The organism is Asticcacaulis sp. MM231, assembly GCF_964186625.1.
Taxonomy (GTDB): Bacteria; Pseudomonadota; Alphaproteobacteria; order Caulobacterales; family Caulobacteraceae; genus Asticcacaulis.
On the sequence record NZ_OZ075108.1, the window covers coordinates 2,927,368 to 2,950,659 of the forward strand.

Sequence of the window (23,292 nt, forward strand, 5' to 3'; positions counted from 1 at the left end):
GCTTGAGCTAAAAAAACTATCATGTCCGCTTGACAATGTAAACCGATCTGTTTACTTGCGGCGATGTAAACAGATCGGTTTACATCCATCAGCCGCCTGAAACCGACGGCTCTTTCAAAGGAAGATAGTCATGTCGTACACAAGTCAAACCGTCCTCGTTTCCGGCGCAAACCGCGGCATCGGCGCCGCCACCGTCCGCGAACTGCTCAAGACCGACGTCAAAAAAATCTATGCCGGTGCCCGCCGCCTGGATTCGTTGCCTGACTTTGGGGACAGCCGCGTTGTGCCGCTGCAACTCGACATCACCGATCAGGCCTCGGTCGATGCGGCCGCGAAAATCGCCGCCGACACCGATATCCTGCTCAACAACGCCGGCACCGCCGTCTTCGCCAACTTCATCGAGAGCCCGATCGAACTGATCAATGGCGATATGGATGTCAACTATTACGGCACGCTGCGCATCATCCGCGCCTTTACGCCGCAGTTTACGGCCCGCAAGAGCGGCACCATCGCCAATGTGATCAGCGTCGTGGGCCTGACCTCGGCGCCGCCCATGGGCGGGTATTCAGCTTCCAAGGCGGCACTGCAATCCCTGACCCAAAGCCTGCGCGCCACGCTGAAAGGATCAGGCATCAAGGTGCTCGGCATCTATCCGGGCCCGATCGATACTGATCTGGCCAAGGACATCCCGATGGATAAGGCCACGCCAGAACACGCCGCCCAGCATATCGTGGCGGGCATTGCGGCAGGCGAGACCTACATCTTCCCCGATCCGGTGGCTTTGCAGATCGGTCATCTCTGGGCCACCGATGGCAAGACGCTCGATACGGCTCTGGCGGGTGAGGCCTAAAATGACGAAGGCCGGGAGCAATCCCGGCCTTTGCTTTAAGGTATCCACAGATAAGCCAGATAAGCACAGATAGCGCTTCGCGCCTTCACTATATGACCGGTTCATAGAAGACACCGATCCTTATGACATCTGTGCTTATCTGGCTTATCTTTGGATCAACTTTCCTTAGAAAAAAACCGGCGACGGACGATCCGTGTCCATCTCGCGCTGCACCTGCATCAGTTCGCGCGTCTCGCCATGCAGCCGCACAGCCGTCAGAATGCCGCTGTAATAGACGCCGGTGTCGATGCCGATGCGCCAGCGCGTATTGACCGGCACCTTGTGCGGCGAATGGCCATGCACCACAACATATTCGCAGGCTTGATCGGCGCGCAGGAAACGGCCGCGGATATACATGAAGGTGGCGCCGTTCTGATCGGCCAGCGGCCGGTCCGGGTCCACACCGGCATGGACAAAAAGGTAATCCTCGGCCTGAAACGATGTCGGCATCGCCCGCAGCAGGGCCAGATGATCCGGATCCATCTTCGCCGCGAAATCCTGACGGACCGCCTGCCAGATGGCTTCCGAGTGCGCCATATAGGGCATGGGCACGCCGTAGGAATCGAGCGTGGCCGCCCCGCCCCAGTCGCGCCAGGTGGTGCCGAATTCCGGCTCATCGAGGAAACGCAGCAGGGCCTCTTCGTGATTGCCCATCAGCGCCACCACATCGCACCACAGTGCCTTTTGCAGGCGCTGCACACGGTCCAGCACCTGACGCGACAAAGGTCCACGATCGATATAATCCCCCAAAAGCACGATGCGTGGGCGTTCACCGATCAATTCCGCATCGATCCGGATCCGGTCGATCATACACTCGAACAGGTCGTCATACCCGTGGATATCGCCGATGGCGTAGGTCAGTTGTGCAATGCGGGAGGTCATGCGTCCTATATAGGCAGGACGCACACCTATTTAAAGCAAAGTCTTCAGAGCCTGATCAAGCGGCGTGCGCGGCACTTCGCCGATCACCTTTGCCAGGCGATCATCGTGCAGCGCGTGCGGCACGTCCCACAGATACAGCATTTCGAGCGCCGCCCGCATGAAGGGATCGAACAGAGCAATCAGTGAGAACATGACACGCGGCATATGCCCCACGGTGACCTTGCGACCCAGGGCGATGCGCGCCGCCTCAGCCAGCCTTTCCGCCGAGACATTATGGCTCTCGAAGTGAAAGACCTCATAGGCGTCAAGCGTGCTTTCCACCTCGGCCAGTTTGACGATCGTGGCCGCCAGATCGGGCAGGAAGGCCCAGGCGTGGACCGTCTTCTTCTTGCCGGGGGTAACCAGCTTTCCTTTGCCGAGGTCCTTGGCGACAAGGGCGTTCATCCAGCTCTTCGACGCATCGCTGCCGAAGAAATCGCCGGCGCGGATAACGAGGGTGCGCACGCGCCCGGCCTCGGCGCGTGACGAAAACATCGCTTCGATGCCGACGCGGATGCGGCCCTTCAGGGTATCCGCCGCGAAAGGCGTCTGCGGCGTCAGCACCGGCGGCATGGAGGAACCGAAATTATAGACGCTGCCGGGATAGATCTGGCGGGCCCCAAGCGCTTCGCAGATATCAGCGGCGGCGGTATAGGTCGGCAAGGCTTCCGTAGCCCAGACCGGATAGGGCACATTCAGGCCATTGAAGACGACATCGACCGGCCCGCACGCTTTTGCCACGGCGGACGCATCAAACAGATCGGCATGGATGGGAACAATCCCCTCTCCCGCCGTCTTGCCGGCGCGCACCAGACCCAGCACCCGCCAGCCCTTAGCCAGAAATGCCTTCGCCACGACCTTGCCGACGCCGCCATTGGCGCCCAGAACCAGAACCGTTTTCATGTGTAGTGTTCCTTTTTGGCGGCCTTGCCTTTGAGGCCGAGGTGGGTAAGGCCAAAGCCTTGGGTATATTTCAGGCCATAGCCCAACAGACGGTCGAGACCGATATGCGCGGTCCAGATCAGCGCGGCACTCGTGGCCAGGGGTGTTTCAGTGATCACGCCATAGGCCAGAAGCCCCATCGGGATCAGATAGCTATGGCCAATGTTATAAATATGCGCCCCGGACTTTTTGCCGAAGACATAACCGAGCATCGACAGATCCGGCACTAGAAAGCCCAGGGCAAAAACTGACCACCCGGCACCGTATCTGGTGTAGGCGAAGGTGGTGAGGGCCAGCACGGCGAGCCCTTCGAGGCGCAGTATGGTTTTTGGTGGACCGCTTACAAATCCAGACATCTGATATCTCCTTAGTTGGTAGAGATAGAATAAGGCTATTATTTTCGTATGTTTATTGGCTAATTTTTGATATCTTATATGCATAAACGGATAGAAAGCTCTCAACATGCTCGACTGGACCTTGCTTCGCTCCTTTTTGGCGACGATCGATACCGGATCGTTATCGGCGGCGGCCACCCACATCGGTACAACTCAACCCACACTCAGCCGCCACATCAAGGAACTGGAGCAGGTTATTGGCACGCCGCTGTTCCGCCGTTCGGTCAAGGGGCTGGAACCGACCGAAGCGGCGCTTGGGCTGGTCGATGACGCCCGCGAGATGGGCCGCGCCGCCGAGGCTCTGGCGCTCAAGGCGCAAGGCAAGGCCGAAACCCTGTCCGGCACGGTGCGGATCACCGCCTCGGTGGTGGTGTCGAACCTCATCCTGCCGCCAATCATCGCCGAGCTGCGCCGGACCGAACCGCTGATCCAGATCGAGATCGTCGCGTCCGATGCGTCGCAAAACCTGCTGCGCCGTGATGCCGATATCGCGCTGCGCATGTTCGACCCGACGCAGAACGCCCTGATCGCCCGCAAGCTCGGTGACACGCCGCTTGGGCTCTACGCCTCGAAAGCCTACATTGCGCGCAAGGGCCGGCCACGGGAGATGCTCGACATCCTCGACCATGACGTTATCGGCTTCGACCGGCTCGATGATATCATCCGCGGTTATGCCGCCATGGGACGTGTGGTGACGCGCCATCAGTTCCCGGTGCGCTGCGATGATCAGATGGTGTGCTGGCACCTGTTGCTCGCGGGCGCCGGCATCGGATTCGCGCAAGACCTGCTGGCCGGGGCGCAACCCGACCTGGAAAAGCTCGATATCGGCATGCGGCTGCCCGCCCTGCCGGTCTGGCTGGTGATGCACGAAGAGGTGCGCAGCAATGCCCGCATCCGCCGCGTCGCTGATTTTCTTAGCTCCGCCCTCAGCGCACGCCTGAAAGCGTAAGTTCTGCCCCTCTCACCTTGTGCCCGCGCCCGTCACCGGAAGGCTCGGCGTATGACGGCCTGTAGACAACAGAACGTGGCAACGCACCCGATCCCGCGTCGGCCTATAGGAAACCCTAAACGCTTTGAAAACAAAAGCATCAGACAAAAACTTAACAGCCGGCATTACGGCATCACAAACAATCATAACAAAACCTACACATAACATACAGATTCAATACACAGTTATAAAAAACCGCTCAATTGACTCAACAAAACAAAATCTACAATTATTTAAACGTAACAGCACGTTTCCACAATAAGTGAAATGTTTTCTATGAACAAAGTTATTCATAGCATAACATGCTGAAAGAATACTTAAGGGTTTTCTTAAACTGCTTTATTAGTTAAGGCGTACATTATGAGAATATCCTTTCGGGGGTGGATTTGGATACTGTGCACAGGTCTGTGCGTGGCCACCTGGTGGCTGGTGATCCAAGGCCTGATGATCCTGTGGACGAAGACCTTTGGAGAGACGGGCTGCGCCCATATTACCGATAAGGCAAGCCTCGAAGCGTCGCATACAGGCGCACAACCGCAGAAGCCCTGCGCAGCTTCAAGGCCCTGAGACCTGAAGCGGATCAACGAAACAGCGCGCCGAAGTTTGGTTGGCCATGCGCAGGCAAAGGGCTTATAGTTTCCCCAAGGCGCCCTGAAAATCGCGGCGGCGCGCCCGAAGGGCAACCACCCTACGACTGACCATGAGAGCCCTACTGATGCCCGACACCTCCCTTGATGCCTTTGTCGCCGGATTGCCCAAGGCCGAACTACACCTGCATATTGAAGGCTCGCTAGAGCCGGAGTTGATGTTCGACCTGGCGCAGCGTAACAATATCAGCCTGCCCTATGACAGCGTCGAAGCCCTGCGTGCCGCCTATGACTTCTCCAATCTGCAGGACTTCCTCGACATCTATTATCAGGGCGCCGATGTTCTGCGCACCGAGGCCGATTTTTACGATCTCGCGATGGCCTATTTTCGGCGGGCAGCGGCCGATAATGTCCGCCACGCCGAAATCTTCTTCGATCCGCAGACCCACACCGATCGCGGCATCCCTTATGGCTATGTCATCGAAGGCCTGAGCCGGGCGGCGAAGGATGCCGAAGCGCTCGGCTTGTCGGTCTCGCTGATCCACAGCTTCCTGCGTCATTTATCCGAAGAGGCTGCCTTCGAGAGCCTGGCCATGGCCGTGCCCTACCTCGACCGGATCATCGGCGTGGGGCTCGATTCTTCCGAAGTGGGCCACCCGCCGTCGAAATTCGCCAATGTCTTCGCCAAGGCCAAGGCACTCGGTCTGAAACTGTGCGCCCATGCCGGCGAGGAAGGCCCGCCGGCCTATGTTTACGAAGCGCTCGATGTCCTGCATATCGACCGCATCGACCATGGCAACCGGTCGCTGGAAGACCCTGTTCTGGTGGCGCATATTGTCCGCGAAGGCCTGACCCTGACCGTCTGCCCGCTCTCGAACCACAAGCTCTGCGTGGTGAGCGATCTCAAAGAGCACCCCATCCCCGACATGCTGAAAAAGGGCCTGCGCGCCACGATCAATTCGGATGATCCGGCTTACTTTGGCGGGTATGTGAACGACAATTTCCTCAGCCTGACGCGGCTTGGCCTGATCGATCGAGACGCTTGCCTGACCCTGGCGCGCAACAGCATAACCGGCGCCTTTCTCGATGACGCCCGCAAGACGGCTTTACTCGCTGAAATAGAGGCGTTCGCGGCGAAAGACTGACGGCGGCGCTTCGGCCACCGCCGGCAGATCTTCGGTCAAAGCCGGCGCCCTGAAGGTGGCGGGCCTCGCTGGCACAGGCTTGGCCGGCACAGACTTGGCCCGCACAGACTGGCCGCCCAACAGCTTGCCCAATTGCGCGCTGAGCGTGACAACCATCGGGCCACCCATCAGCAGGCAAAGCGCCAGGCGCACGCTGGTCATATCGGGCAGGCCGTCGTGGCCAATCACAAACAGCGCGCAGATCAGCACGAAACTGAGCAGAAAGGCCGCCAGCGCATAGAGCATGTCGCGCCCCTGACTGATCCGTCGCGCCAGCAGAGAGCTAAAGAGATAGAGGCCTTGCAGGTAAACAAAAAAGCCGAGCGTGTAGGCCGAGGCCAGCCAGGTCTTCCAGAGATAGAGCCCCCGGTCGCCGTCCATGAAGGCGCGCGTGATGAAGCCCGCCTCATCGAGATTGGCACGCAGGGTTTCGCGCACGGCGGCGGTAAAAGTCTCAACGCTGGCATAGCTTGCGTCGCTCACCGGCAGCAGGAACTTGACCGCGATCAGGCAGGCGATCGCCAGTTGCAGCTCAACTGCCCTTTCAATCAGCCAGATGAGGAAGCGCCGGAAGGTCATGCGGCATTATAGGCGTTTACAGGCCATAGCGAAAGTGTCCGCTAATCTTGGCGCCCATGATGAAGAGGCTGTCCTCCTGCTTCGGACCCCAGCCGATATTATGGATGATCAGAGGCCGCGAACGATCAAGCAGCGCATACTGATCGCTGACGATGGCGATGTGCGGCAGATTGCCCATCAGGCGATAGGTGACCAGATCGCCCGGCGCATAGTCGCATGCCTGACGCGTGGTCGGCAGCGAGGTGCCAAAGCGCTTGAAAAAGACTTCGAGATTGGGCACGCGGCGATGGTCAATGTTGCTGTCCGGCCGCTTCAGGCCCCAGTTTTTCGGATAGAGGGCGAAATGCGCCGCCATATCCTCATGGACCTTTTGTTGCAGATCTATGCCGATAGCGCGGTAGGCGCGGATAGCGACATCGCTGCAAACGCCCTTATTGGCCGCCACATCCCCCATCGGATAGGCGATCCGCGTATAGGCGCTGTCGTAGGTCACCGCATGCCGCGTCTGTTCGCGGGCGGCTTCGATAAAGGTGTCGCGCCTCACCGGACGGGCGAGTGCCGGCCTTGAAAAAGCCAGGGCGGGCAAGGCCGTCAGGAAAGCGCGACGCTGCATCGGTTTAGTGGGTGGCGTTTTCAAGGCCCTTGCCAACGGCGGTGACATCCTTGCCGACGCCCTGAATGGTGTGGCAGCCCGCCAGCAGCGGGGCCAGCGTCAGCAGGGAAATAAGAACGATGCGTTTCATGCTATAATCCTCAGATAGGGGTCGTGCGAAAAGTGACTCGCAATTGCGGCGATTTTAGGAGAGATCGCCCACATATGCAAACGGCCCACGGCACGCGAATGCAGTGGGCCGACCGTTAGATATATAGCTTGCCCATTAGTTCTTGGCAGCGTCTTCCATGCCCTTGCCAACGGCAGTCACGTCCTTGCCGGCGCCCTGAACGGTATGGCAGGCGGCGAGCATAGGCATAAGGGCGATAACGGAGATGAGAATAATGCGTTTCATGGTCTTGTGTCCTTCTCAGATTGCGTGGACATGAAGCGCCACGTGGGCACAAGCATCAGATTCCGCCCATAAGGATTCAATGGGACGCGATGCCTTGAAAGATCAAGGACGCAACGGTCATATTCAATAGCGTTTCGCGCCTCTTCGGGTTATGAGCGCAAACCATGACAAACATCCCCACCCTTGCCATCATAGGCGCCGGCCCGGCAGGCCTGATGGCCGCCGAACGTGTCAGCGCCGCCGCCAATGCCGCAGGATGGCGTGTCGATCTCTACGACCGCATGCCCTCAGTGGCGCGCAAGTTCCTGATGGCGGGCCGCGGAGGGCTCAACCTGACCCACTCCGAACCTTTCGACCGCTTCGTGACGCGCTACGGCAAGCGGGCGCAGGTTTTACGTCCGGTGCTCGAAGCTTTCAGCACCCGCGATCTGCGCGCCTGGGCCGATGGTCTGGCGGCAGATACCTTTGTCGGCACCTCCGGCCGCGTGTTTCCCAAGGCGATGAAAGCCTCGCCCCTGCTGCGCGCCTGGCTCCGGCGTCTGGAAGCACAAGGTGTGCGGCTGCACACGCGCCATGACTGGCGGGGCTGGGAGGGGGATGCGCTGGTGTTCGCGCACGGCGATGACACCGTGCGCGTCACGCCGGATGCGACCTTGCTGGCGCTTGGCGGCGCAAGTTGGCCAAAGCTCGGCGCCGATGGCGGCTGGGTGGACCTGCTGAAAGCGCGCGGGGTCGAGGTGGCGCCTTTCCAGCCCGCCAATGTCGGTTTCCACGTCGGCTGGAGCGGGCTGTTCGCTGATAAATTCGCCGGTGAAGCGCTGAAGAACATCGCTGTGAAATTTGGCGGGCGTGAGGTCAAAGGCGAACTGATGCTGACCCGCGCCGGTCTCGAAGGCGGCGCCATCTATGCGCTCAGTGCGGCCCTGCGCGATGCCATTCATAAGGATGGCCACGCCGATCTGGTCATCGATCTGCGCCCCGACCTGACCGCCGATCAGGCCATCAACAAGCTGAAACGCGCCTCGCCCAAGGACAGCCAGTCGAACCGCCTGCGCAAGGCGCTCAACCTGTCGCCGGCGGCCATCGCGCTGATCCATGAAAAGCCTGGCCCCGATCTCAAGAGCGTGACGGTGCGACTGACGGCGGCGCAAGGGCTCGACCGCGCCATTTCCTCGGCCGGCGGCATCCGATTTGAAAGCCTGACGCCGGATTTTGAACTGAAGGCGTTGCCGGGTGTCTATGCGGTCGGCGAAATGCTCGACTGGGAGGCCCCGACCGGCGGCTATCTGTTACAGGCCTGTTTCTCGACCGCCGTGGCGGCGTCACGCGCGATCACCGGCAAGTAAAACATCCGCAATGTTACAGTCGTCGCGGGCCTTGCCATTTGCTATAACCGCAACATGAAACGCATCCTCTTTCTCTGTTCACGCAACCGCTTGCGCAGTCCGACCGCTGAACAGATCTTCGCCGGTTACCCCGCAGTGGATGCCAGTTCTGCTGGGTTAGCACCTGATGCCGAGGAGATTCTGACGCCGGAACATCTGGAGGGGGTAGATATCGTCTTCGTGATGGAAAAGGCGCATCTCGCCAAGCTGACCCGACACTTCAAAAAGTATCTTGGCAGGGCGAAAGTCGTCTGCCTCGACATCCCCGACGATTACACCTTTATGCAGCCCGAACTCATAACCCTGTTGAAAGCCCGCGTTACCCCGCATCTGCGCGGTTAAGCGCGCTTTACCTGTGACGAAGACTGCGTCAGTATACCTGCAAAAGCGGGGGCCCTGATGTTGCAGCGACGCGAAGTTTTATTAAGTCTGGCCTCGATGGCGCTGGCAGGCAGCGTAAAGGCCGAAACGCTAAAAAGCGGACGACCGCCGGTCGCTGAGCGCAAGTTCGTCAGTCCGGCCATCGAGCAGGTGATCAGCCAGACGAAGAAGAAGCTCAAGGACAAGCAACTCGCCACTCTGTTCGAGACCTGCTTCCCCAACACGCTCGATACCACCGTCACCACGTCGGTCATGATGACCGAGTCCGGGGCAAAGCCGGACACCTTCATCATCACCGGCGATATCGATGCCATGTGGCTGCGGGATTCCTCGGCGCAGGTCTGGCCCTACCTGCCCTACGCCGCCAAGGACAAGGCGCTGACCACCCTGTTTCAGGGTCTGATCGGCCGGCAGGCGCGCTGCATCCTGCTCGACCCCTACGCCAACGCCTATATGCGTGACCCGACCGCCAAAACAAATCTCGAATGGTCGCAATCGGACGACACCGACATGAAGCCGGGCGTGGCCGAGCGTAAATGGGAGATCGACAGCCTGTGCTATCCGATCCGCCTCGCCCACGGCTACTGGAAGGTGACCAGCGACACCACGCCGTTTGATGAGGCGTGGCGTCAGGCCATGCACACCGTGGTCGCCACCTTCAAAACGCAGCAACGCAAAACCGATCAGGGCCCCTACCGTTTCCTGCGCGAAGCGACCTCGTCCAATGAAATGATGCCGCTCAATGGTTACGGCGCCCCGACGAAAAAAGTCGGCCTCATCCATTCCGGCTTTCGTCCTTCCGATGACGCCTGCGTGCTGCCCTTCCTCATTCCCTCCAATCTGTTCGCCGCCCGATCGCTGCGCCACCTGGCGGAGATGGGCGCAAGCGTCGGGTTCGACGCCGCCTTCCGCAGCGAGTGCAGCACTCTGGCCGACGAAATCGGCATGGCGGCGGCGCAATACGGCAAGCACCATAGGCCGGACGGCACCGTGGTCTGGGCCTATGAGGCCGACGGTTTCGGCAACACGCTGTTCATGGACGACGCCAACACGCCGGGGCTACTCGGCCTGCCCTATCTCGGTGTCTGCGAGATGGATGATCCGCTCTATCAGGCGACCCGCGCCGCCATCTGGAGCGACGCCAACCCCTATTTCTTCAAGGGCACCGCCGGCGAAGGCATCGGCGGGCCGCATATCGGCATGGACATGATCTGGCCGATGTCGCTTATCATGCGCGCCCTGACCAGCGCCGACGAGGTCGAGATCACGCAAAGCCTGACCACGCTGAAAGCCACCACCGCAGGCACCGGCTTCATCCACGAAAGCTTCCACAAGGACGATCCGGCGAAGTTCACCCGCGCCTGGTTCGCCTGGGCCAACACCCTGTTCGGCGAACTGGTGCTCGATATTGTCAAACGCAAACCGAAACTGGTGGTCTGATGCTCTCACGCCGTACCCTTCTCGCCTCGGTGGCCGCCACCGGTCTCGGCAGCGTCTTGGCCAGCGCCCTGCCGCGTGCGTCACGTGCGCAGACGGCCGGCCTGACCGCTTTCGTCGATCCGATGATCGGCACCGGCGGCCATGGCCACGTCTATCCCGGGGCCAGCCTGCCGTTTGGCATGATCCAGCTTTCGCCCGATACCGATAATGCCCGCTGGGATGCCTGTTCGGGCTATTATTACGACGACAAGACCCTGCTGGGCTTTTCGCATACCCACCTCTCCGGCACCGGCGCCAGCGACATGCTCGACCTTCTGGTGGTGCCGGTGACAGGCGAGGTGCGGATCAAGCCGGGCACCCTGGCCGATCCGGAAGGGAGCTACCGCACGCGCATGAGCCATGCGCAGGAGACCGCGCGACCCGGCTATTACAGCATCGTCCTACCGGAAAACGGTATCCGCGCCGAACTGACCGCCAGCACCCGCGCCGGCCTGCACCGTTACACGTTTCCGGATTCTGGTCCGGAAGACAAGGGCGCCCATCTGCTTATCGACTGGGCGCATGGATTCCGCAATGATGACCGTTCGGCTACGCGCCTGCTCTCGTCCAGCCTGCGCCTGATGGACGAAAACACCCTGGTCGGCTCACGGCAGGTCCGGCAGTGGGCGCAAGGCCGCGTCATCCATTTCGCGCTGCGCCTGTCGCAACCGGCCGAGTTCGATGACCTTTTACAAGGACGATACCGAGATCACCGGCGCCACCGCCTATAATGGCAAGTCTCTGAAGGTGGCCCTGCATTTCAAGGATCTGAAGGGGCCGTTGCTGGTCAAGGCGGCGCTGTCGGCGGTCGATATCGACGGCGCCCTGCGCAATCTGGAAGAGGATGGCGCCGGTTTCGATTTCGACGCCGTGGCGGCGACGGCCGATAAGGCCTGGGACACCCACCTGAAGGCCATCCGCATCGAAACCGACAAGGCCGAGGATCGCGCCATCTTCTACACCGCGCTCTACCATGCGCAGATGGCCCCGACGCTCTTCTGCGACGCCGACGGGCGCTATCGCGGCATGGACAAGCAGGTTCACATCCTGTCGGACGGCCAGCTCAACTACAGCACCTATTCCTTGTGGGACACCTACCGCGCCCTGCATCCGCTGATGACGATCATCGACCCTGAGCGGGCTGGCGCCTTTGCGCAAAACCTGATCGAACAGGGCGAACAAAGCCCGTCCGGCCCGGTGATCTGGCCATTGCAGGGTATCGAGACCTTCTGCATGACCGGCTGGCATTCGGCGCCGGTCATCGCCGAGGCGCTCAACAAGGGCCTGCCCGGCATCGACGCCAGGCGCGCCTGGCCCCTCTATCGCAAGCTGGCCTTCGAGCGCGATACCCAAGGCCTCAACAGCTATCGCGGCAAGGGCTATATCGCCTGCGATCAGGAAGATCAGTCGGTCTCGAAAACGCTGGAATACGCCTATGACGACTGGGCCATGGCGCATATGGCACAGGCCGCCGGCGCCACGGTCGACGCCATCTTGATGCGTGAGCGCTCGCGCAACTATCGCCATGTATTCGACGCGACGACGCAGTTCTGCCGCCCGCGCCTCAACAACGGCCAGTGGGCCCTGCCCTTCGATCCGCGCAGCATGGGCTATAATTCCAAGCGTTGGTGGGACTATACCGAGAGCAACGCCTGGCAGGCCACCTTCCTAAATCAGCATGATCTTTACGGCTATATCGCGCTGTTTGGCGGCGATGCGGCTTTCGAGGCCAAGCTGGACGCCCTGTTCAACGCGCCTTCCGATCTGCCGTCCGATGCCCCGCCCGACATGACCGGCATGATCGGGCAATATGTCCACGGCAACGAGCCGAGCCACCACATCGCCTATCTCTACGCCTATGCCGGCGCGCACCACAAAACCCAGGCGCGTGTACGCCAGATCCTGCGCACGCAGTATCGCGCGGCGCCGGATGGCATGGCGGGCAATGAGGATTGCGGCCAGATGAGCGCCTGGTATATCCTGAGTTCGCTCGGCTTCTATCCGGTCGATCCGGTCAGCGGGGTCTATGTGTTCGGATCGCCGCTGTTCCCGAAGGCCGAGATCACCGTCACCGGCGGGCAGATCCTAACGATCAGGACTGAGCAGGGCGGCGACGACCGGCCCTATATCGAAAGCGTCACCTGGCGCGGACATCCCTACACGCGTTCATGGATCACGCATGCCGACCTGATGATCGGCGGCGAACTGGTCTTCACGATGTCGGACACGCCGAACCTCGATTTCGGCCGCGCGGAGGCGGACCGACCACCCTCGTTTCAGGTGATCTGATCGCGAAAGCGCCGGCTGCCGGTCAGTTCACGGCCATCGCTCAGGGTGATACGCAGATCACCCGCCGTCGTGCTGGTGAAACTGCGCATGTGGTCGCGATTGAGCAGGCGCGAACGATGGATGCGCACAAAGCCATAGGCGCCGAGGCGCTTCTCATACTCGATCAGGGTGCCGCGCAGCAGCAAAGGCTTGGGCGTGGTCGTCAGGTGCAGTTCGATATAGTTGCCCGCCGCCTCCGCATAGAGAATCTCAAACGGCGTCAGATACAGGGTGCGGCCATCGGACCGGACCTCGATGCGTTCCGGCAGGGCCGCCGGGACGGTCTGGCCCAACCGCTCATAGACCCAGATGAATCCGCACGCGACCAGAAAGGTCAGGGCGTCCTTGCGGCCTTCGTAGATCAGTTCGAGCGCCAGATGGCCTTGCGCGAAATCGTAATGCTGATGCACCAAGCCGTAACCGATGAGGCGCAAACCGACCATAATGGCGATGTGCGCCAGCGAAAACCCTAAGCAGGCCACCATCTGCGCCGCCAGAAAGCGTGGCACACCAAACCTTTGCCAGTGAAAGCGCTGATAGCTGTAATAGATGCCAGGTACCAGAACCAGGATGGCGAGGTAGCTGGAACATTCCCACAGGACGGGCTCCCATAGCGCGGTTTGCGGGTCTTCGATGGCGTGAGAGGAAATATTGACAACGATCACCACCAGCAGGAAGCAGGCCAGAGCGGCGAACAGCTTCCAGGGGACGACTGGAAAAGCGATTCCGTTCGTCCCTGAGAGGCCGCCGCCTGTCCCTGATCGCTCTCCGCTCATCACCGTTTGCCCCATCCCGACCGCCGTCCATGTCTCGGCGATTTGCCCCAGACTAGACCGATGTCATGAGGATTTCCATCGCCATAATGGAGTTTCTCATGACCACCGCCACCCGCCGCTACGATCTCGACTGGCTGCGCATCATCGCCTTCGGACTGCTGATCTTTTATCACATCGGCATGTTTTACGTGACCTGGGACTGGCACGTCAAAAGCGATCACGCCAGTTCGCTGATCGAACCGCTGATGCGTCTGGTCAATCCGTGGCGGCTCGATCTTCTGTTCTTCATCTCCGGCGTCGCCACGGTGTTTCTGGCCGGCAAGATGAGCGCGCTGCAACTGGCCGGTTCGCGCTTTACCCGCCTGTTCTGGCCGCTTCTCTTTGGCATGCTGGTGATCGTGGCGCCGCAAAGCTATTACGAGATCGTCTCCGATATCCATTTCTCAGGCGGCTATCTCGATTTCTACGGCAAGTACCTGACCGCCTATAAGGGCTGGTGCGATCACAATGGCTGCCTGACCGTGCCGACCTGGAATCACCTGTGGTATGTCGCCTATCTGCTGGCCTACAGCCTGATCTTCGCGGCCCTGTGGCCTGCGCTGAAACGCCTGCCGTTACGGTGGGCCACGCGCCTGCGGGCGCCGGTCTATTTCGCCATTCCGATTGCGCTATACTGGTTCGCGCAGTGTATCCTGCAGCCGCTCTTCGAGGACACCCACGCCTTTGTCGGTGACTGGACCGTCCATGCCCATTCGTTCGGCTTCTTCCTGATGGGCGCGGCCGTGGCCAGGTTCGACCGCCTGTTCGATATCGCCTGCGCCTCGCGCTGGTTCAGTGTGATCATCGGCCTGATCGCCTACGCCGGCGTAAGCTGGCTGCGCATGGCCTATTACGGCGGCTATCTGCCCCTGCCCAAAGAGGCCGCCTGGATCATCGGCACCTTCGCCGAATCCTGTCAGGCGGTGTTCATGATCATGGCCCTGCTCGGCTTTGCTCGCCAGCATCTCAGCCATGTCGATACCCCCCTGCGCCGCACCCTGACCGAGGCCATCTTCCCTTTCTACATCGTCCACCAGACGATCATCGTGGTGGCGGCCTATAATCTCAACCGCCTGCATTTGCCGGTGGCGCTGGAGGCCACGCTGCTGGTCGCCATCACGGTCACCGGCTGCTGGCTGAGCTATATCATCGTCCGCCGCCTTCCGCTGTTGCGGCCGTTCTTCGGGTTGAAAGTCAAGGATAATGCGTAAAGCCTTACCCGCGCGGGGATGGCGCGCCCTTGCCTTGTGACAATGGGAGAATCCCTCTACACGTTACGGGTTCGTGCGTTTTGAAAGTGTCGACTTGACCGCATCCCCGCACCCTCTTGTTCTCAAGGGCCGTCAAGCCTTTCAGGCCGGTGATGTTTCCGGCGCACTGAGTCTGTGCGGCATGCGGTTGAACGAGGCGCCAACCGATGGACACGCGCTGGAACTCAAGGCCGTCATCCAGACCTCGCGTGGCGATGTGCGCGGCGCCGAGGCCACCCTGCGGCTGGCCATCGACCATGATCCGGCCTCTGACTGGGCGCTCAATGACCTGACACAACTGCTGCACAATAATGGTCAGGCCCTGGCCGCCGAGATCGCGGCGCGCGAGGCGCTGATCCAGCGGCCGGAAGACCCGCAGGCCCATCTGCAACTGGCCGTCATTTTGGGTGAAAAGGGCGATCTGCCGGCGGCCGAATTCCATAGCCGGCGCGCGCTCGATCTGGCCGGATCGCATCCGCAGATCCTCATCACGCTCGGCCTCTGCCTCTACCGTCAGGGCCGTATCGACGACGCCCTGAGCGCGCTTCTGGAAGCGCACCGGCTGCAACCGGAGCAGGCCCAGGTCATGGCGCATATCTCGCGCGCCTATGAGGCCAGACGCGACATGGCCGACGCCTATATCTGGCTGGAACGCGCCGAGGCGCAAGGCCGCAAGACCGGTGAGAGCTTCACCCTTCAGCGTGCGCTTTACCTGCGCCATGCCGAACAGCCAAAGCAGGCGCTGGACCTGATCGAGTCCACGCCAGATACTCTGGCACCACCCGCCATGCTGGAACGCGCCGTGCTGCTCGATAAACTCGGTCGCCACGACGAGGCGATGCAGGGCTTCGTCACCGCCAAGGCGCGGCTGGCGCAGGATATGGGCGTGCGTTACGAGGCCACCCGGGTGGCGCATGAGTACGCGGCGCTGACCGACTTTTTCACCGCCGAACGGATGCAAAACCTGCCGAAGGCGACGGTGCGGCAAGGCCCGCAGCCGATCTTCATCTTAGGCTTTCCGCGTTCGGGCAGCACCATGATCGAGCAGATGCTGGATGCCCACCCTCATGTCAGCGCCGGCGGCGAACTGCCGTTCGTGGCGGAATGGCAAAAGCTGATCGCTGACCTGTTACCCGGCGCGAAGCCCTACCCCGAACGGTTGGCGCAGATGCAGGCCGCCGACCTGCATCACGTCGCTGGCGTATTACGCGACCATTATCTCGACCGCGCTGAAACCTATGGCTTGCTTGGCGAAGGCAAGACCTTCTTCACCGACAGGATGCCGCTCAATGACGTCCACCTGCCGCTGATCCGGCTGGCGTTTCCGCAATCGACCGTCATACGCATGGTGCGCCACCCGCTCGACGTCGCCCTGTCGATGCTGTCGCACAACCTGACGCATGGCTATCATTGCGGCTACAAGATCGAGACGATCATCGCTCACAAGGTGGCGATGCAGGCGCTCAACACGCACTATGACGCGGTGCTGGGCCATCCGGCGCTGATCCTGCGGTATGAGGATTTCATCGCCGAGCAAAAGGGCCATACCCTGCGGGTGCTCGGTCATATCGGCCTGGGATTTCATGAAGCGACCCTGCGCTTCCACACCCATCAACGCCACGCGCCGACGCCGACCTATACGCAGGTGTCCAGACCTCTGAATGACCGCTCGATCGGACGCTGGAAAGCGTATGAGCGCTTCTTCGTGCCTTTTATGGATGAGATCGGGCCGGTCATCGAGGCGCTGGGTTATCGTCTTTAGGGGGACGATTTTCCACGCGATACCATTAAGATACCTGTCCCATTTTTGGTATTAAAAACATATTGCGGCTATGTGGCCTGCACGTCATTATGACACCGCAAATTCATGGGTTATCGCGGCATATTGTGGGATAATTTTTGAAATCAGGCTTGCTTTGCTAAAAATTTGCGCCAATTAATAGATTTACGCACAGACCGATTGCTATTCAACTGCATCCAAGCCATACCACTTAGGTTAATTGGTATTATAAGGGGAAGCCGACCATGTCCGCTAACGTGACAACGCCTGTTACAAAGACGCCCTGGGGCGCCGTGCTGCTGTTCTGCGGCCTGTTTGCCATCTTTGGTTTCGTGACCTGGCTCAATGGGCCGCTCATCACCTTTTCCAAACTGGCCTTTAGCTTAAGCGACGTCGAAGCCTTTCTGGTGCCGTCGGTTTTTTACCTCTCCTATTTCTTCCTGGCCCTGCCCTCGGCCTTTATCCTGCGCAAGACCGGCATGAAAACTGGCATGGCGCTCGGCCTGCTCGCCATGGCGATCGGCGCCGCCGCTTTCGGGCAGTTTGCCTCCATGCGCCTGTTCCCGCCGACGCTGGCCTCCCTGTTCATCATAGGTGCTGGCCTTTCGCTGTTGCAGACGGCGTCCAACCCCTACATCTCGGTCCTGGGGCCGATTGAATCGGGCGCACAACGCATCGCGCTGCTTGGCATCTTCAACAAACTGGCGGGCGCCGCAGCACCGCTGGTCATCGGCACGCTGATTCTCACGGGTATCGGTGAGTTGCAGACCCAGGTCGATTCGGCCCCCACAGCGGCCGCACGCGAAGTGATTCTCAACGCCTTTGCCGCCCGCATCCATCTGCCTTACCTGCTGATGGGCGCATTCCTGGCCGTTATCGCCTTCTTGGTTTACAAATCCCCCCTGCCCAATATCAGCGATGACGCCAATCCGGGCTCCGGCAAGAGCTTCACCGCCGCCATTCCGCAGATGTTCTTTGGCTTCCTCGCCATCTTCTTCTATGTCGGCGTCGAGGTCATGGCAGGCGATGCCGTCGGCACCTACGGCAACGGCTTCAATCTGCCGCTCGACCAGACCAAGTTCTTCACCAGCTTCACCATGGTAACCATGCTGATTGGTTACATCTGCGGCCTGATCGCCATTCCGCGCTTCACCAGCCAGGAAAAGTACCTGACCTTCTCGGCGGTGCTCGGTGTTCTGTTCAGCATCGGCGCCTTCATGACCAAGGGCTATACCTCCGTGGCCTTCGTCTGGGCCTTAGGCTTTGCCAACGCCATGATGTGGCCCGCCATCTTCCCGCTCGGTATCCGTGGCCTCGGCAAACTGACCGAATTCGGCGCCGCCTTCCTCGTCATGGGCATCATCGGCGGCGCGGTCATCCCGCAACTGTTCGCACACTTCAAGGACCAATACGGCTTCCAGCTCGTGTTCCTCTGCCTGACCGTGCCCTGCTACATCTACATCCTGTTCTTTGGACTGATCGCCGGGGCAAAAGGCAAGCCCAACGCCGCTGCCGCCGCACCGACAGATGTCTGAAAAGTTGTTCCTTCACCAAAACCTAACGCCTTCAAAGCCAACCGTGTTATGTTGCACCTGATGAACCAACCTGATCCCCGCCTTACGCTCTTCGCCGGTGTTGACGGCGGCGGCACCAAATGCCGCGTCCGTCTGCGCAATGCCGAGGGCGTCCTGCTGGGCGAAGCCGAAGGCGGCTCCGGCAATATCCGCCTCGGCCTCGAACTGGTGTGGGGCAATATCACCGCCGCGCTCGATCAAATTCTGGCACAAAACGGTCTCGACCGCTCAGCCTATGCCCATATGAGCCTGGGCCTCGGTCTCGCCGGCATCTCCTGCCTCGATGACGCCGTGGCCACCATAAAGGGCGGGCCGACATTCGCCCGCTGTGATGCGGCGTCCGACGCCCACACCGCCTGCCTTGGCGCCTTTTCCGGTCGTGATGGCGCCATTCTGATCTCCGGCACCGGCAGCGCCGGCTATGCCTGGGTCGGGCAAAAGGCCCATCAGGTCGGCGGCTGGGGCTTCGAGGTCTGCGACAACGGTTCGGCCGCCGATCTGGGCCGCTCTGCCATCCGCGCTGCGCTGGAAGGGTTCGACGGCCTCGGTCCCCATACCGACTTCACACGCGCCCTGATCGCGCATTTCGGCGGTCATCCGGCCGATATCGTGCATTGGGTGACGCACGCCAAGCCGCGCGATTACGGCACCCTGGCCCCGATCATCATCCCCTTTGCCGACAAGGCCGACATCGTGGCCGTGGCCCTGGTAAAGCGCTCGGCCGACGATCTGGCGCGTTATATCGAACACCTGCATGTTCTGGGCGCCACGAAAATCTGCCTCGTCGGCGGCATGGCCCCTGTCTTCACACCGTGGCTCAGGCCCTCCGCCAGCGCCCTGCTGGCCGAGCCCGAACACGATGCACTCGAAGGCGCTATCCTGATGGCGCATGGCGTCAGCAACGGCATGACCACGGAAAAGGTGCCATCCTGATGGCCGACACCCGCCCGCAAAAACCGCATCCTCAGGCCGGCCATGTGCTGCTCGAAGTCGTGGTCGACACGTCGGCAGGCCTGCGCGCGGCGGCCGATAACGGCGCCGACCGCATCGAACTGTGTGCGGCGCTGGGTGAAGGCGGGCTGACCCCATCGGTCGGGCTGATGCGACTGGCGGCGGAAACAGGCTGCCCGACGCGGGCGATGATCCGGCCGCGCGCCGGCGATTTCACCTATACGGCGGACGAACTGCACATCATGCACCATGATATCGTCGCGGCAGCGGCGTGCGGGCTCGAAGGCGTGGTGCTGGGCGCCAACCAGACCTCCGGCGCGCTCGACGAACCCGCTTTGAAGAGCCTGGTCATGCATGCCAAGGCGCATGGCCTGTCCGTTGCCCTGCATCGCAGTTTCGACCTTGCGCCCGATCCGCTGGCAGCACTCGATATCGCTCTTTCGCTCGGTATCACCACCCTCCTGACCTCCGGCGGCGGCCAGACAGCGGCGCAAGGTGTCGACGGGCTGACCACGCTGGTAAAGCACGCCGCCGGCCGTATTGAAATCTTGGCCGGCAAGGGCATCACAGCTGAGAATGTCGCGGCCATTCTGGTGTCGGGCGTCACCTCCGTCCACGCTTCATGCAGCGCGCCGATCCCGCCGCACGACAACCGCGCCTTCGCGCTTGGCTATGTCAATGCCGGCATGCGCGACACCTCGGCCCGGTCGGTGGCGCAGTTGAAGGCCATACTAACGGGTGCGGGAGGCGTATCATGAGCCTGCAGCACAAATCCTCTTCGCTGACGAAAGATAGCTCCATGTCGTTTGCTGAAACCATCGGCCGCCTGGCCAAGGACGATCCGGCACCTCTGTACCTGCAATTGCAGCGGCACCTGCGTGACGCCATCCAGAGCCGGCATCTGCATCAGGACGACGCCATCCCGCCCGAACGCGATCTGGCCGAGGATTTCGAGGTGTCGCGCATCACGGTGCGCAAGGCGATCGACGGCCTCGTCTCCGAAGGCCTGCTGACGCGCCGTCGCGGCGCAGGCACCTTCGTGGCCAGCCGCGTTGAAAAGAGCTTCTCCAAGCTGTCGTCCTTCTCGGAAGACATGATCTCGCGCGGCCGCAAACCCCATTCGGAATGGGTGTCGAAATCGGCCGGCGCCGTCACACCGGAAGAATCGCTGTCGCTCGGCCTGTCGCCCGGCGCGCTGGTCTATCGCTTCCATCGCGTCCGTTTCGCCAACTCGACCACCATGGCGCTCGAATATTCGACCATCCCCGGCTATTGCCTCGCCTCGCCCGAAGCCGTCACCAGTTCGCTGTATGACGCGCTGGAAAAGACCGGGCACCGGCCTGTGCGGGCGCTGCAACGCCTGCGCGCCGTGGCCTTCAATGCCGAACAGGCCGAACGCCTGGGCGTCAAACCCGGCGATCCCGGCCTCTTCATCGAACGTCGCGGCTTCCTTCAGGATGGCCGCGCCGCCGAATTCACCCAGTCCTATTACCGCGGCGACGCCTACGATGTCGTCGCCGAGCTGAACGATATCAGCTAGATTTACGTACCAAGGAATACCCATGACATCCCCTACCCTGACCCAGCCGGCTGTTGTTGACGCCGAATCGACCCTGATGTTTGCCGAGGCCTCCGAAGGCGGCGCGGCGGTCGAACGCTTCCTCACCCACAACAAGGACGCCCTTGCCCGCCTGTCGGTGCGCCTGAAGGCCAATCCGCCGCGTTCGGTCACCACCGTGGCGCGCGGCTCCTCCGATCACGCCGCCACCTTCGGCAAGTACCTGATCGAGACCCTGACGGGCGTGCCCACCTCAACGGCCGCCATGTCGGTCTCCTCGATCTATGCCGCGCCGGTCGTGGCGAAGGATTCGCTGTGCATCGCCATCTCGCAGTCGGGCCGTTCGCCTGACCTGCTGGCCACGGTCGAGGCCCACCGCAAGGCGGGCGCCTATGTCGTGGCCCTGGTCAATGACGAAACCTCGCCGCTGGCAGCCCTGGCCGATGAACTTCTGCCCCTGTGCGCCGGTCCGGAAAAGTCGGTCGCGGCCACCAAGTCCTACATCGCGTCGCTGGCCGGTCTGGCCGCCATCGCCGCCGGCTGGTCAGGCGATGAAGCCTTGCAGGATGGCTTACGCGGCCTGCCAGAGCAACTGAAGGCCGCCTTTGCGCTCGACTGGACGCCGGCCCTGCCGCTCCTGACCGATGCGCGCAACCTCTTCGTCATCGGTCGCGGCTACGGCTTCGCGGTGGCGCAGGAAGGCGCGCTCAAGCTGAAGGAAACCTGCGCCCTTCACGCCGAGGCCTTCTCCTCCGCCGAAGTCAAGCACGGCCCGATGGCCATCATCAATGACGGCTTCCCGATCCTCGCCTTCGCCACCTCCGACACCGCCGGTGACGGCGTGCGCGAAGCGGCGCAGGAATTCGCCGCCCGTGGTGCCAAGGTGCTGCTGGCCAATCCGGCCGGCGCCATCGCCACCACCCAGCACCTGCCCGCCCTGCTCAGCCATCCGGCGCTTGAGCCGATCCTGCAGATCCAGAGCTTCTACCGTCTGGCCAACAGCCTGTCGGTAGCGCGCGGCCTCGATCCGGACAGCCCTCCACACCTGAACAAGGTCACGAAAACGGTATGATCACCTCCTTTACCAACGCGCAGATCGCTACGCCCGATGGTCAGATCACGACCGGCACCCTGACCTGCGAAGGCGAAACCATCACCGCCATCGGCGGATCAGCCCCGGCCGGCGCGCGCCTCATCGATGTGCAGGGCGGCTATCTGCTGCCCGGCTTCATCGACACCCAGGTCAATGGCGGCGGCGGCGTTCTGTTCAATGATGAAACCACCGCCGAGGGCATCGCCGCCATCGGCAAGGCCCACCGCGCCTATGGCACCACCGCCTTTATGCCCACCCTGATCAGCGACGAGCTGAGCGTGATCGATGCCGCCATGCGCGCCACCGAAGACGCCATCGCCAAGGGCGTTCCGGGCGTGCTCGGCATCCATATCGAGGGGCCGTTCATCTCGACCCAGCGCAAGGGAATCCATAATGCCGCGGTGTTCCGCACGCTCGACGCGGAGTCAAAAGCCCTGCTGAAGAGCCTCAAGCGTGGCAAGACTCTGGTGACCCTGGCGCCGGAAAACTGCACGCCGGAAGATATTGCCGAACTGGCGCAGGCGGGCGTCATCCTTGCCGCCGGCCACACCAACGCGACCTATGACACCACCGTGACAGCGCTGAAAGCCGGCGTCACCGGCTTCACCCACCTGTTCAACGCCATGTCGCCCTTCACGCACCGCGCACCGGGCGTTGTGGGGGCCGCGCTGGAAGACCAGACGAGCTATTCCGGCCTGATCGCCGATGGCCACCATGTCGACTGGGCCGCGCTACGCATTGCCCTGCGCACGCGTCCGATCGACCGCTTCATGCTGGTGACCGACGCCATGCCGACCGTAGGGTCTCCGACCAAGACGTTTGTGCTCAACGGCATGACCATCGTGGTGCGCGACGGCGTCTGCATGGGGCCGGACGGCACCCTGGCCGGTTCCGATCTCGATATGGCGACGGCTGTGCGCAATGCAGTCGAGCATGTCGGGGTCAGCCTCGGCGACGCGGCGATCATGGCCGCCACCGCACCGGCAAACTTCCTGGGCCTCGGCGCCTCACGCGGTTCGCTGGCTGTGGGTCAGCGCGCCGATATCGTGTGGCTGGACAAGGGCTTGCAGGTCAAGGGCACCTTTATTGGTGCGAAGCTCGATGAGGACCTAGCTGTTTCGGCTTAAAGTCTGGGCGGCCTGATATTCAAAACAAAAGCACGAACGTCATGATGTGAAGTTCGTGCTTTTTTGTTGTCAGAAAATC

24 protein-coding genes are annotated in these 23,292 nt (G+C 61.4%); 16 read left to right on the forward strand and 8 right to left on the reverse strand.

The features are described from left to right. Positions 1-130 precede the first annotated feature (130 nt). Positions 131-850 carry an SDR family oxidoreductase gene (locus tag ABQ278_RS14330; RefSeq protein ID WP_349320179.1) on the forward strand — a complete coding sequence of 240 codons (720 nt, stop codon included), beginning with the start codon at positions 131-133 and terminating at the stop codon, positions 848-850. Positions 851-1,015: 165 nt separating this feature from the next. Here the strand turns inward: ABQ278_RS14330 and ABQ278_RS14335 are convergent, their stop codons facing one another. The 3 genes from ABQ278_RS14335 to ABQ278_RS14345 are packed head-to-tail and all read right to left on the reverse strand — an operon-like array spanning position 1,016 to position 3,108. Then, complete coding sequence (locus ABQ278_RS14335) at positions 1,016-1,771, reverse strand: metallophosphoesterase (RefSeq protein WP_349320180.1); 756 nt, start codon at positions 1,769-1,771, stop codon at positions 1,016-1,018. Between the two features lie 30 nt (positions 1,772-1,801). Continuing rightward, a complete protein-coding gene (locus tag ABQ278_RS14340; RefSeq protein WP_349320181.1) occupies positions 1,802-2,713 on the reverse strand; it encodes an NAD-dependent epimerase/dehydratase family protein in 912 nt (303 codons plus the stop codon). Beyond that, positions 2,710-3,108: a DUF4260 domain-containing protein gene (locus ABQ278_RS14345; RefSeq protein ID WP_349320182.1), complete on the reverse strand. Its 399-nt coding sequence runs from the start codon at positions 3,106-3,108 to the stop codon at positions 2,710-2,712. Before ABQ278_RS14345 ends, ABQ278_RS14340 begins: the two co-directional genes overlap by 4 nt. 106 nt (positions 3,109-3,214) lie before the next feature. Between ABQ278_RS14345 and ABQ278_RS14350 the strand changes: the two genes are divergently transcribed. Both ABQ278_RS14350 and ABQ278_RS14355 read left to right on the forward strand, forming a co-directional pair. Further along, positions 3,215-4,096 (forward strand): LysR family transcriptional regulator, encoded by an 882-nt coding sequence (locus ABQ278_RS14350; RefSeq protein WP_349320183.1) that lies wholly within the window; start codon positions 3,215-3,217, stop codon positions 4,094-4,096. Positions 4,097-4,850: 754 nt separating this feature from the next. After that, positions 4,851-5,867: an adenosine deaminase gene (locus ABQ278_RS14355; protein WP_349320184.1), complete on the forward strand. Its 1,017-nt coding sequence runs from the start codon at positions 4,851-4,853 to the stop codon at positions 5,865-5,867. Here ABQ278_RS14355 and ABQ278_RS14360 read toward each other — a convergent pair. From ABQ278_RS14360 to ABQ278_RS14375, 4 genes are all read right to left on the reverse strand, one after another. Then, positions 5,829-6,485 (reverse strand): hypothetical protein, encoded by a 657-nt coding sequence (locus ABQ278_RS14360; RefSeq protein ID WP_349320185.1) that lies wholly within the window; start codon positions 6,483-6,485, stop codon positions 5,829-5,831. The genes ABQ278_RS14355 and ABQ278_RS14360 overlap by 39 nt on opposite strands. A gap of 16 nt (positions 6,486-6,501) precedes the next feature. Next, positions 6,502-7,122, reverse strand: coding sequence for a DUF1287 domain-containing protein (locus tag ABQ278_RS14365; RefSeq protein ID WP_349320186.1), 621 nt, complete (start codon positions 7,120-7,122; stop codon positions 6,502-6,504). After that, complete coding sequence (locus ABQ278_RS14370) at positions 7,103-7,228, reverse strand: entericidin A/B family lipoprotein (RefSeq protein WP_018081165.1); 126 nt, start codon at positions 7,226-7,228, stop codon at positions 7,103-7,105. Before ABQ278_RS14370 ends, ABQ278_RS14365 begins: the two co-directional genes overlap by 20 nt. A gap of 135 nt (positions 7,229-7,363) precedes the next feature. Next, a complete protein-coding gene (locus ABQ278_RS14375) occupies positions 7,364-7,492 on the reverse strand; it encodes an entericidin A/B family lipoprotein (RefSeq protein ID WP_018081166.1) in 129 nt (42 codons plus the stop codon). A 164-nt stretch (positions 7,493-7,656) separates the two neighbouring features. Between ABQ278_RS14375 and ABQ278_RS14380 the strand changes: the two genes are divergently transcribed. Genes ABQ278_RS14380 through ABQ278_RS14400 form a run of 5 tightly spaced genes read left to right on the forward strand, consistent with a single transcriptional unit; the run spans position 7,657 to position 13,026 of the window. Continuing rightward, entirely contained in the window at positions 7,657-8,838 is a 1,182-nt protein-coding gene (locus ABQ278_RS14380; RefSeq protein WP_349320187.1) for a TIGR03862 family flavoprotein, read from the forward strand. 54 nt (positions 8,839-8,892) lie between these two features. Beyond that, entirely contained in the window at positions 8,893-9,219 is a 327-nt protein-coding gene (locus tag ABQ278_RS14385; RefSeq protein WP_349320188.1) for a low molecular weight protein tyrosine phosphatase family protein, read from the forward strand. A gap of 57 nt (positions 9,220-9,276) precedes the next feature. Then, positions 9,277-10,698 (forward strand): glycoside hydrolase family 125 protein, encoded by a 1,422-nt coding sequence (locus tag ABQ278_RS14390; RefSeq protein WP_349320189.1) that lies wholly within the window; start codon positions 9,277-9,279, stop codon positions 10,696-10,698. Next, entirely contained in the window at positions 10,698-11,468 is a 771-nt protein-coding gene (locus ABQ278_RS14395) for a hypothetical protein (RefSeq protein WP_349320190.1), read from the forward strand. Before ABQ278_RS14390 ends, ABQ278_RS14395 begins: the two co-directional genes overlap by 1 nt. Next, complete coding sequence (locus ABQ278_RS14400; protein ID WP_349320191.1) at positions 11,419-13,026, forward strand: glycoside hydrolase family 92 protein; 1,608 nt, start codon at positions 11,419-11,421, stop codon at positions 13,024-13,026. The genes ABQ278_RS14395 and ABQ278_RS14400 overlap by 50 nt, the downstream gene beginning before the upstream one ends. Here ABQ278_RS14400 and ABQ278_RS14405 read toward each other — a convergent pair. Further along, on the reverse strand, positions 13,014-13,841 hold the full coding sequence (locus tag ABQ278_RS14405) for a LytTR family DNA-binding domain-containing protein (protein WP_349320192.1): 828 nt from the start codon (positions 13,839-13,841) through the stop codon (positions 13,014-13,016). The genes ABQ278_RS14400 and ABQ278_RS14405 overlap by 13 nt on opposite strands. A gap of 98 nt (positions 13,842-13,939) precedes the next feature. Between ABQ278_RS14405 and ABQ278_RS14410 the strand changes: the two genes are divergently transcribed. The 8 genes from ABQ278_RS14410 (at position 13,940) to nagA (ending at position 23,213) form a co-directional block, all read left to right on the forward strand. After that, positions 13,940-15,091, forward strand: a complete 1,152-nt coding sequence (locus ABQ278_RS14410; RefSeq protein WP_349320193.1) for an acyltransferase — start codon at positions 13,940-13,942, stop codon at positions 15,089-15,091. Positions 15,092-15,185: 94 nt separating this feature from the next. After that, entirely contained in the window at positions 15,186-16,892 is a 1,707-nt protein-coding gene (locus ABQ278_RS14415) for a sulfotransferase (RefSeq protein WP_349320194.1), read from the forward strand. 263 nt (positions 16,893-17,155) lie between these two features. Further along, the gene (locus ABQ278_RS14420) at positions 17,156-18,445 is read left to right on the forward strand and encodes a sugar MFS transporter (protein ID WP_349320195.1); all 1,290 of its coding nucleotides are present in this window, start codon (positions 17,156-17,158) and stop codon (positions 18,443-18,445) included. A 60-nt stretch (positions 18,446-18,505) separates the two neighbouring features. Then, positions 18,506-19,417, forward strand: coding sequence for a BadF/BadG/BcrA/BcrD ATPase family protein (locus tag ABQ278_RS14425; protein WP_349320196.1), 912 nt, complete (start codon positions 18,506-18,508; stop codon positions 19,415-19,417). After that, a complete protein-coding gene (locus ABQ278_RS14430) occupies positions 19,417-20,193 on the forward strand; it encodes a copper homeostasis protein CutC (protein ID WP_349320197.1) in 777 nt (258 codons plus the stop codon). Before ABQ278_RS14425 ends, ABQ278_RS14430 begins: the two co-directional genes overlap by 1 nt. A gap of 41 nt (positions 20,194-20,234) precedes the next feature. Further along, positions 20,235-20,975, forward strand: coding sequence for a GntR family transcriptional regulator (locus ABQ278_RS14435; protein ID WP_349322174.1), 741 nt, complete (start codon positions 20,235-20,237; stop codon positions 20,973-20,975). 22 nt (positions 20,976-20,997) lie between these two features. Further along, the gene (locus ABQ278_RS14440) at positions 20,998-22,065 is read left to right on the forward strand and encodes an SIS domain-containing protein (RefSeq protein WP_349320198.1); all 1,068 of its coding nucleotides are present in this window, start codon (positions 20,998-21,000) and stop codon (positions 22,063-22,065) included. Then, positions 22,062-23,213, forward strand: a complete 1,152-nt coding sequence (nagA, locus tag ABQ278_RS14445; protein ID WP_349320199.1) for an N-acetylglucosamine-6-phosphate deacetylase — start codon at positions 22,062-22,064, stop codon at positions 23,211-23,213. Before ABQ278_RS14440 ends, nagA begins: the two co-directional genes overlap by 4 nt. The last annotated feature ends 79 nt before the right edge of the window (positions 23,214-23,292 follow it).

Coding starts and splice junctions, on each gene's coding strand:
- ABQ278_RS14430 (WP_349320197.1), top strand. CDS start 19,417: ATGGCCGACACCCGCCCGCAAAAACCGCATCCTCAGGCCGGCCATGTG.
- ABQ278_RS14420 (WP_349320195.1), top strand. CDS start 17,156: ATGTCCGCTAACGTGACAACGCCTGTTACAAAGACGCCCTGGGGCGCC.
- ABQ278_RS14335 (WP_349320180.1), bottom strand. CDS start 1,771: ATGACCTCCCGCATTGCACAACTGACCTACGCCATCGGCGATATCCAC.
- ABQ278_RS14380 (WP_349320187.1), top strand. CDS start 7,657: ATGACAAACATCCCCACCCTTGCCATCATAGGCGCCGGCCCGGCAGGC.
- ABQ278_RS14440 (WP_349320198.1), top strand. CDS start 20,998: ATGACATCCCCTACCCTGACCCAGCCGGCTGTTGTTGACGCCGAATCG.
- ABQ278_RS14390 (WP_349320189.1), top strand. CDS start 9,277: ATGTTGCAGCGACGCGAAGTTTTATTAAGTCTGGCCTCGATGGCGCTG.
- ABQ278_RS14435 (WP_349322174.1), top strand. CDS start 20,235: ATGTCGTTTGCTGAAACCATCGGCCGCCTGGCCAAGGACGATCCGGCA.
- ABQ278_RS14395 (WP_349320190.1), top strand. CDS start 10,698: ATGCTCTCACGCCGTACCCTTCTCGCCTCGGTGGCCGCCACCGGTCTC.
- ABQ278_RS14425 (WP_349320196.1), top strand. CDS start 18,506: ATGAACCAACCTGATCCCCGCCTTACGCTCTTCGCCGGTGTTGACGGC.
- nagA (WP_349320199.1), top strand. CDS start 22,062: ATGATCACCTCCTTTACCAACGCGCAGATCGCTACGCCCGATGGTCAG.
- ABQ278_RS14360 (WP_349320185.1), bottom strand. CDS start 6,485: ATGACCTTCCGGCGCTTCCTCATCTGGCTGATTGAAAGGGCAGTTGAG.
- ABQ278_RS14410 (WP_349320193.1), top strand. CDS start 13,940: ATGACCACCGCCACCCGCCGCTACGATCTCGACTGGCTGCGCATCATC.
- ABQ278_RS14355 (WP_349320184.1), top strand. CDS start 4,851: ATGCCCGACACCTCCCTTGATGCCTTTGTCGCCGGATTGCCCAAGGCC.
- ABQ278_RS14405 (WP_349320192.1), bottom strand. CDS start 13,841: ATGAGCGGAGAGCGATCAGGGACAGGCGGCGGCCTCTCAGGGACGAAC.
- ABQ278_RS14330 (WP_349320179.1), top strand. CDS start 131: ATGTCGTACACAAGTCAAACCGTCCTCGTTTCCGGCGCAAACCGCGGC.
- ABQ278_RS14370 (WP_018081165.1), bottom strand. CDS start 7,228: ATGAAACGCATCGTTCTTATTTCCCTGCTGACGCTGGCCCCGCTGCTG.
- ABQ278_RS14400 (WP_349320191.1), top strand. CDS start 11,419: ATGACCTTTTACAAGGACGATACCGAGATCACCGGCGCCACCGCCTAT.
- ABQ278_RS14350 (WP_349320183.1), top strand. CDS start 3,215: ATGCTCGACTGGACCTTGCTTCGCTCCTTTTTGGCGACGATCGATACC.
- ABQ278_RS14340 (WP_349320181.1), bottom strand. CDS start 2,713: ATGAAAACGGTTCTGGTTCTGGGCGCCAATGGCGGCGTCGGCAAGGTC.
- ABQ278_RS14345 (WP_349320182.1), bottom strand. CDS start 3,108: ATGTCTGGATTTGTAAGCGGTCCACCAAAAACCATACTGCGCCTCGAA.
- ABQ278_RS14385 (WP_349320188.1), top strand. CDS start 8,893: ATGAAACGCATCCTCTTTCTCTGTTCACGCAACCGCTTGCGCAGTCCG.
- ABQ278_RS14375 (WP_018081166.1), bottom strand. CDS start 7,492: ATGAAACGCATTATTCTCATCTCCGTTATCGCCCTTATGCCTATGCTC.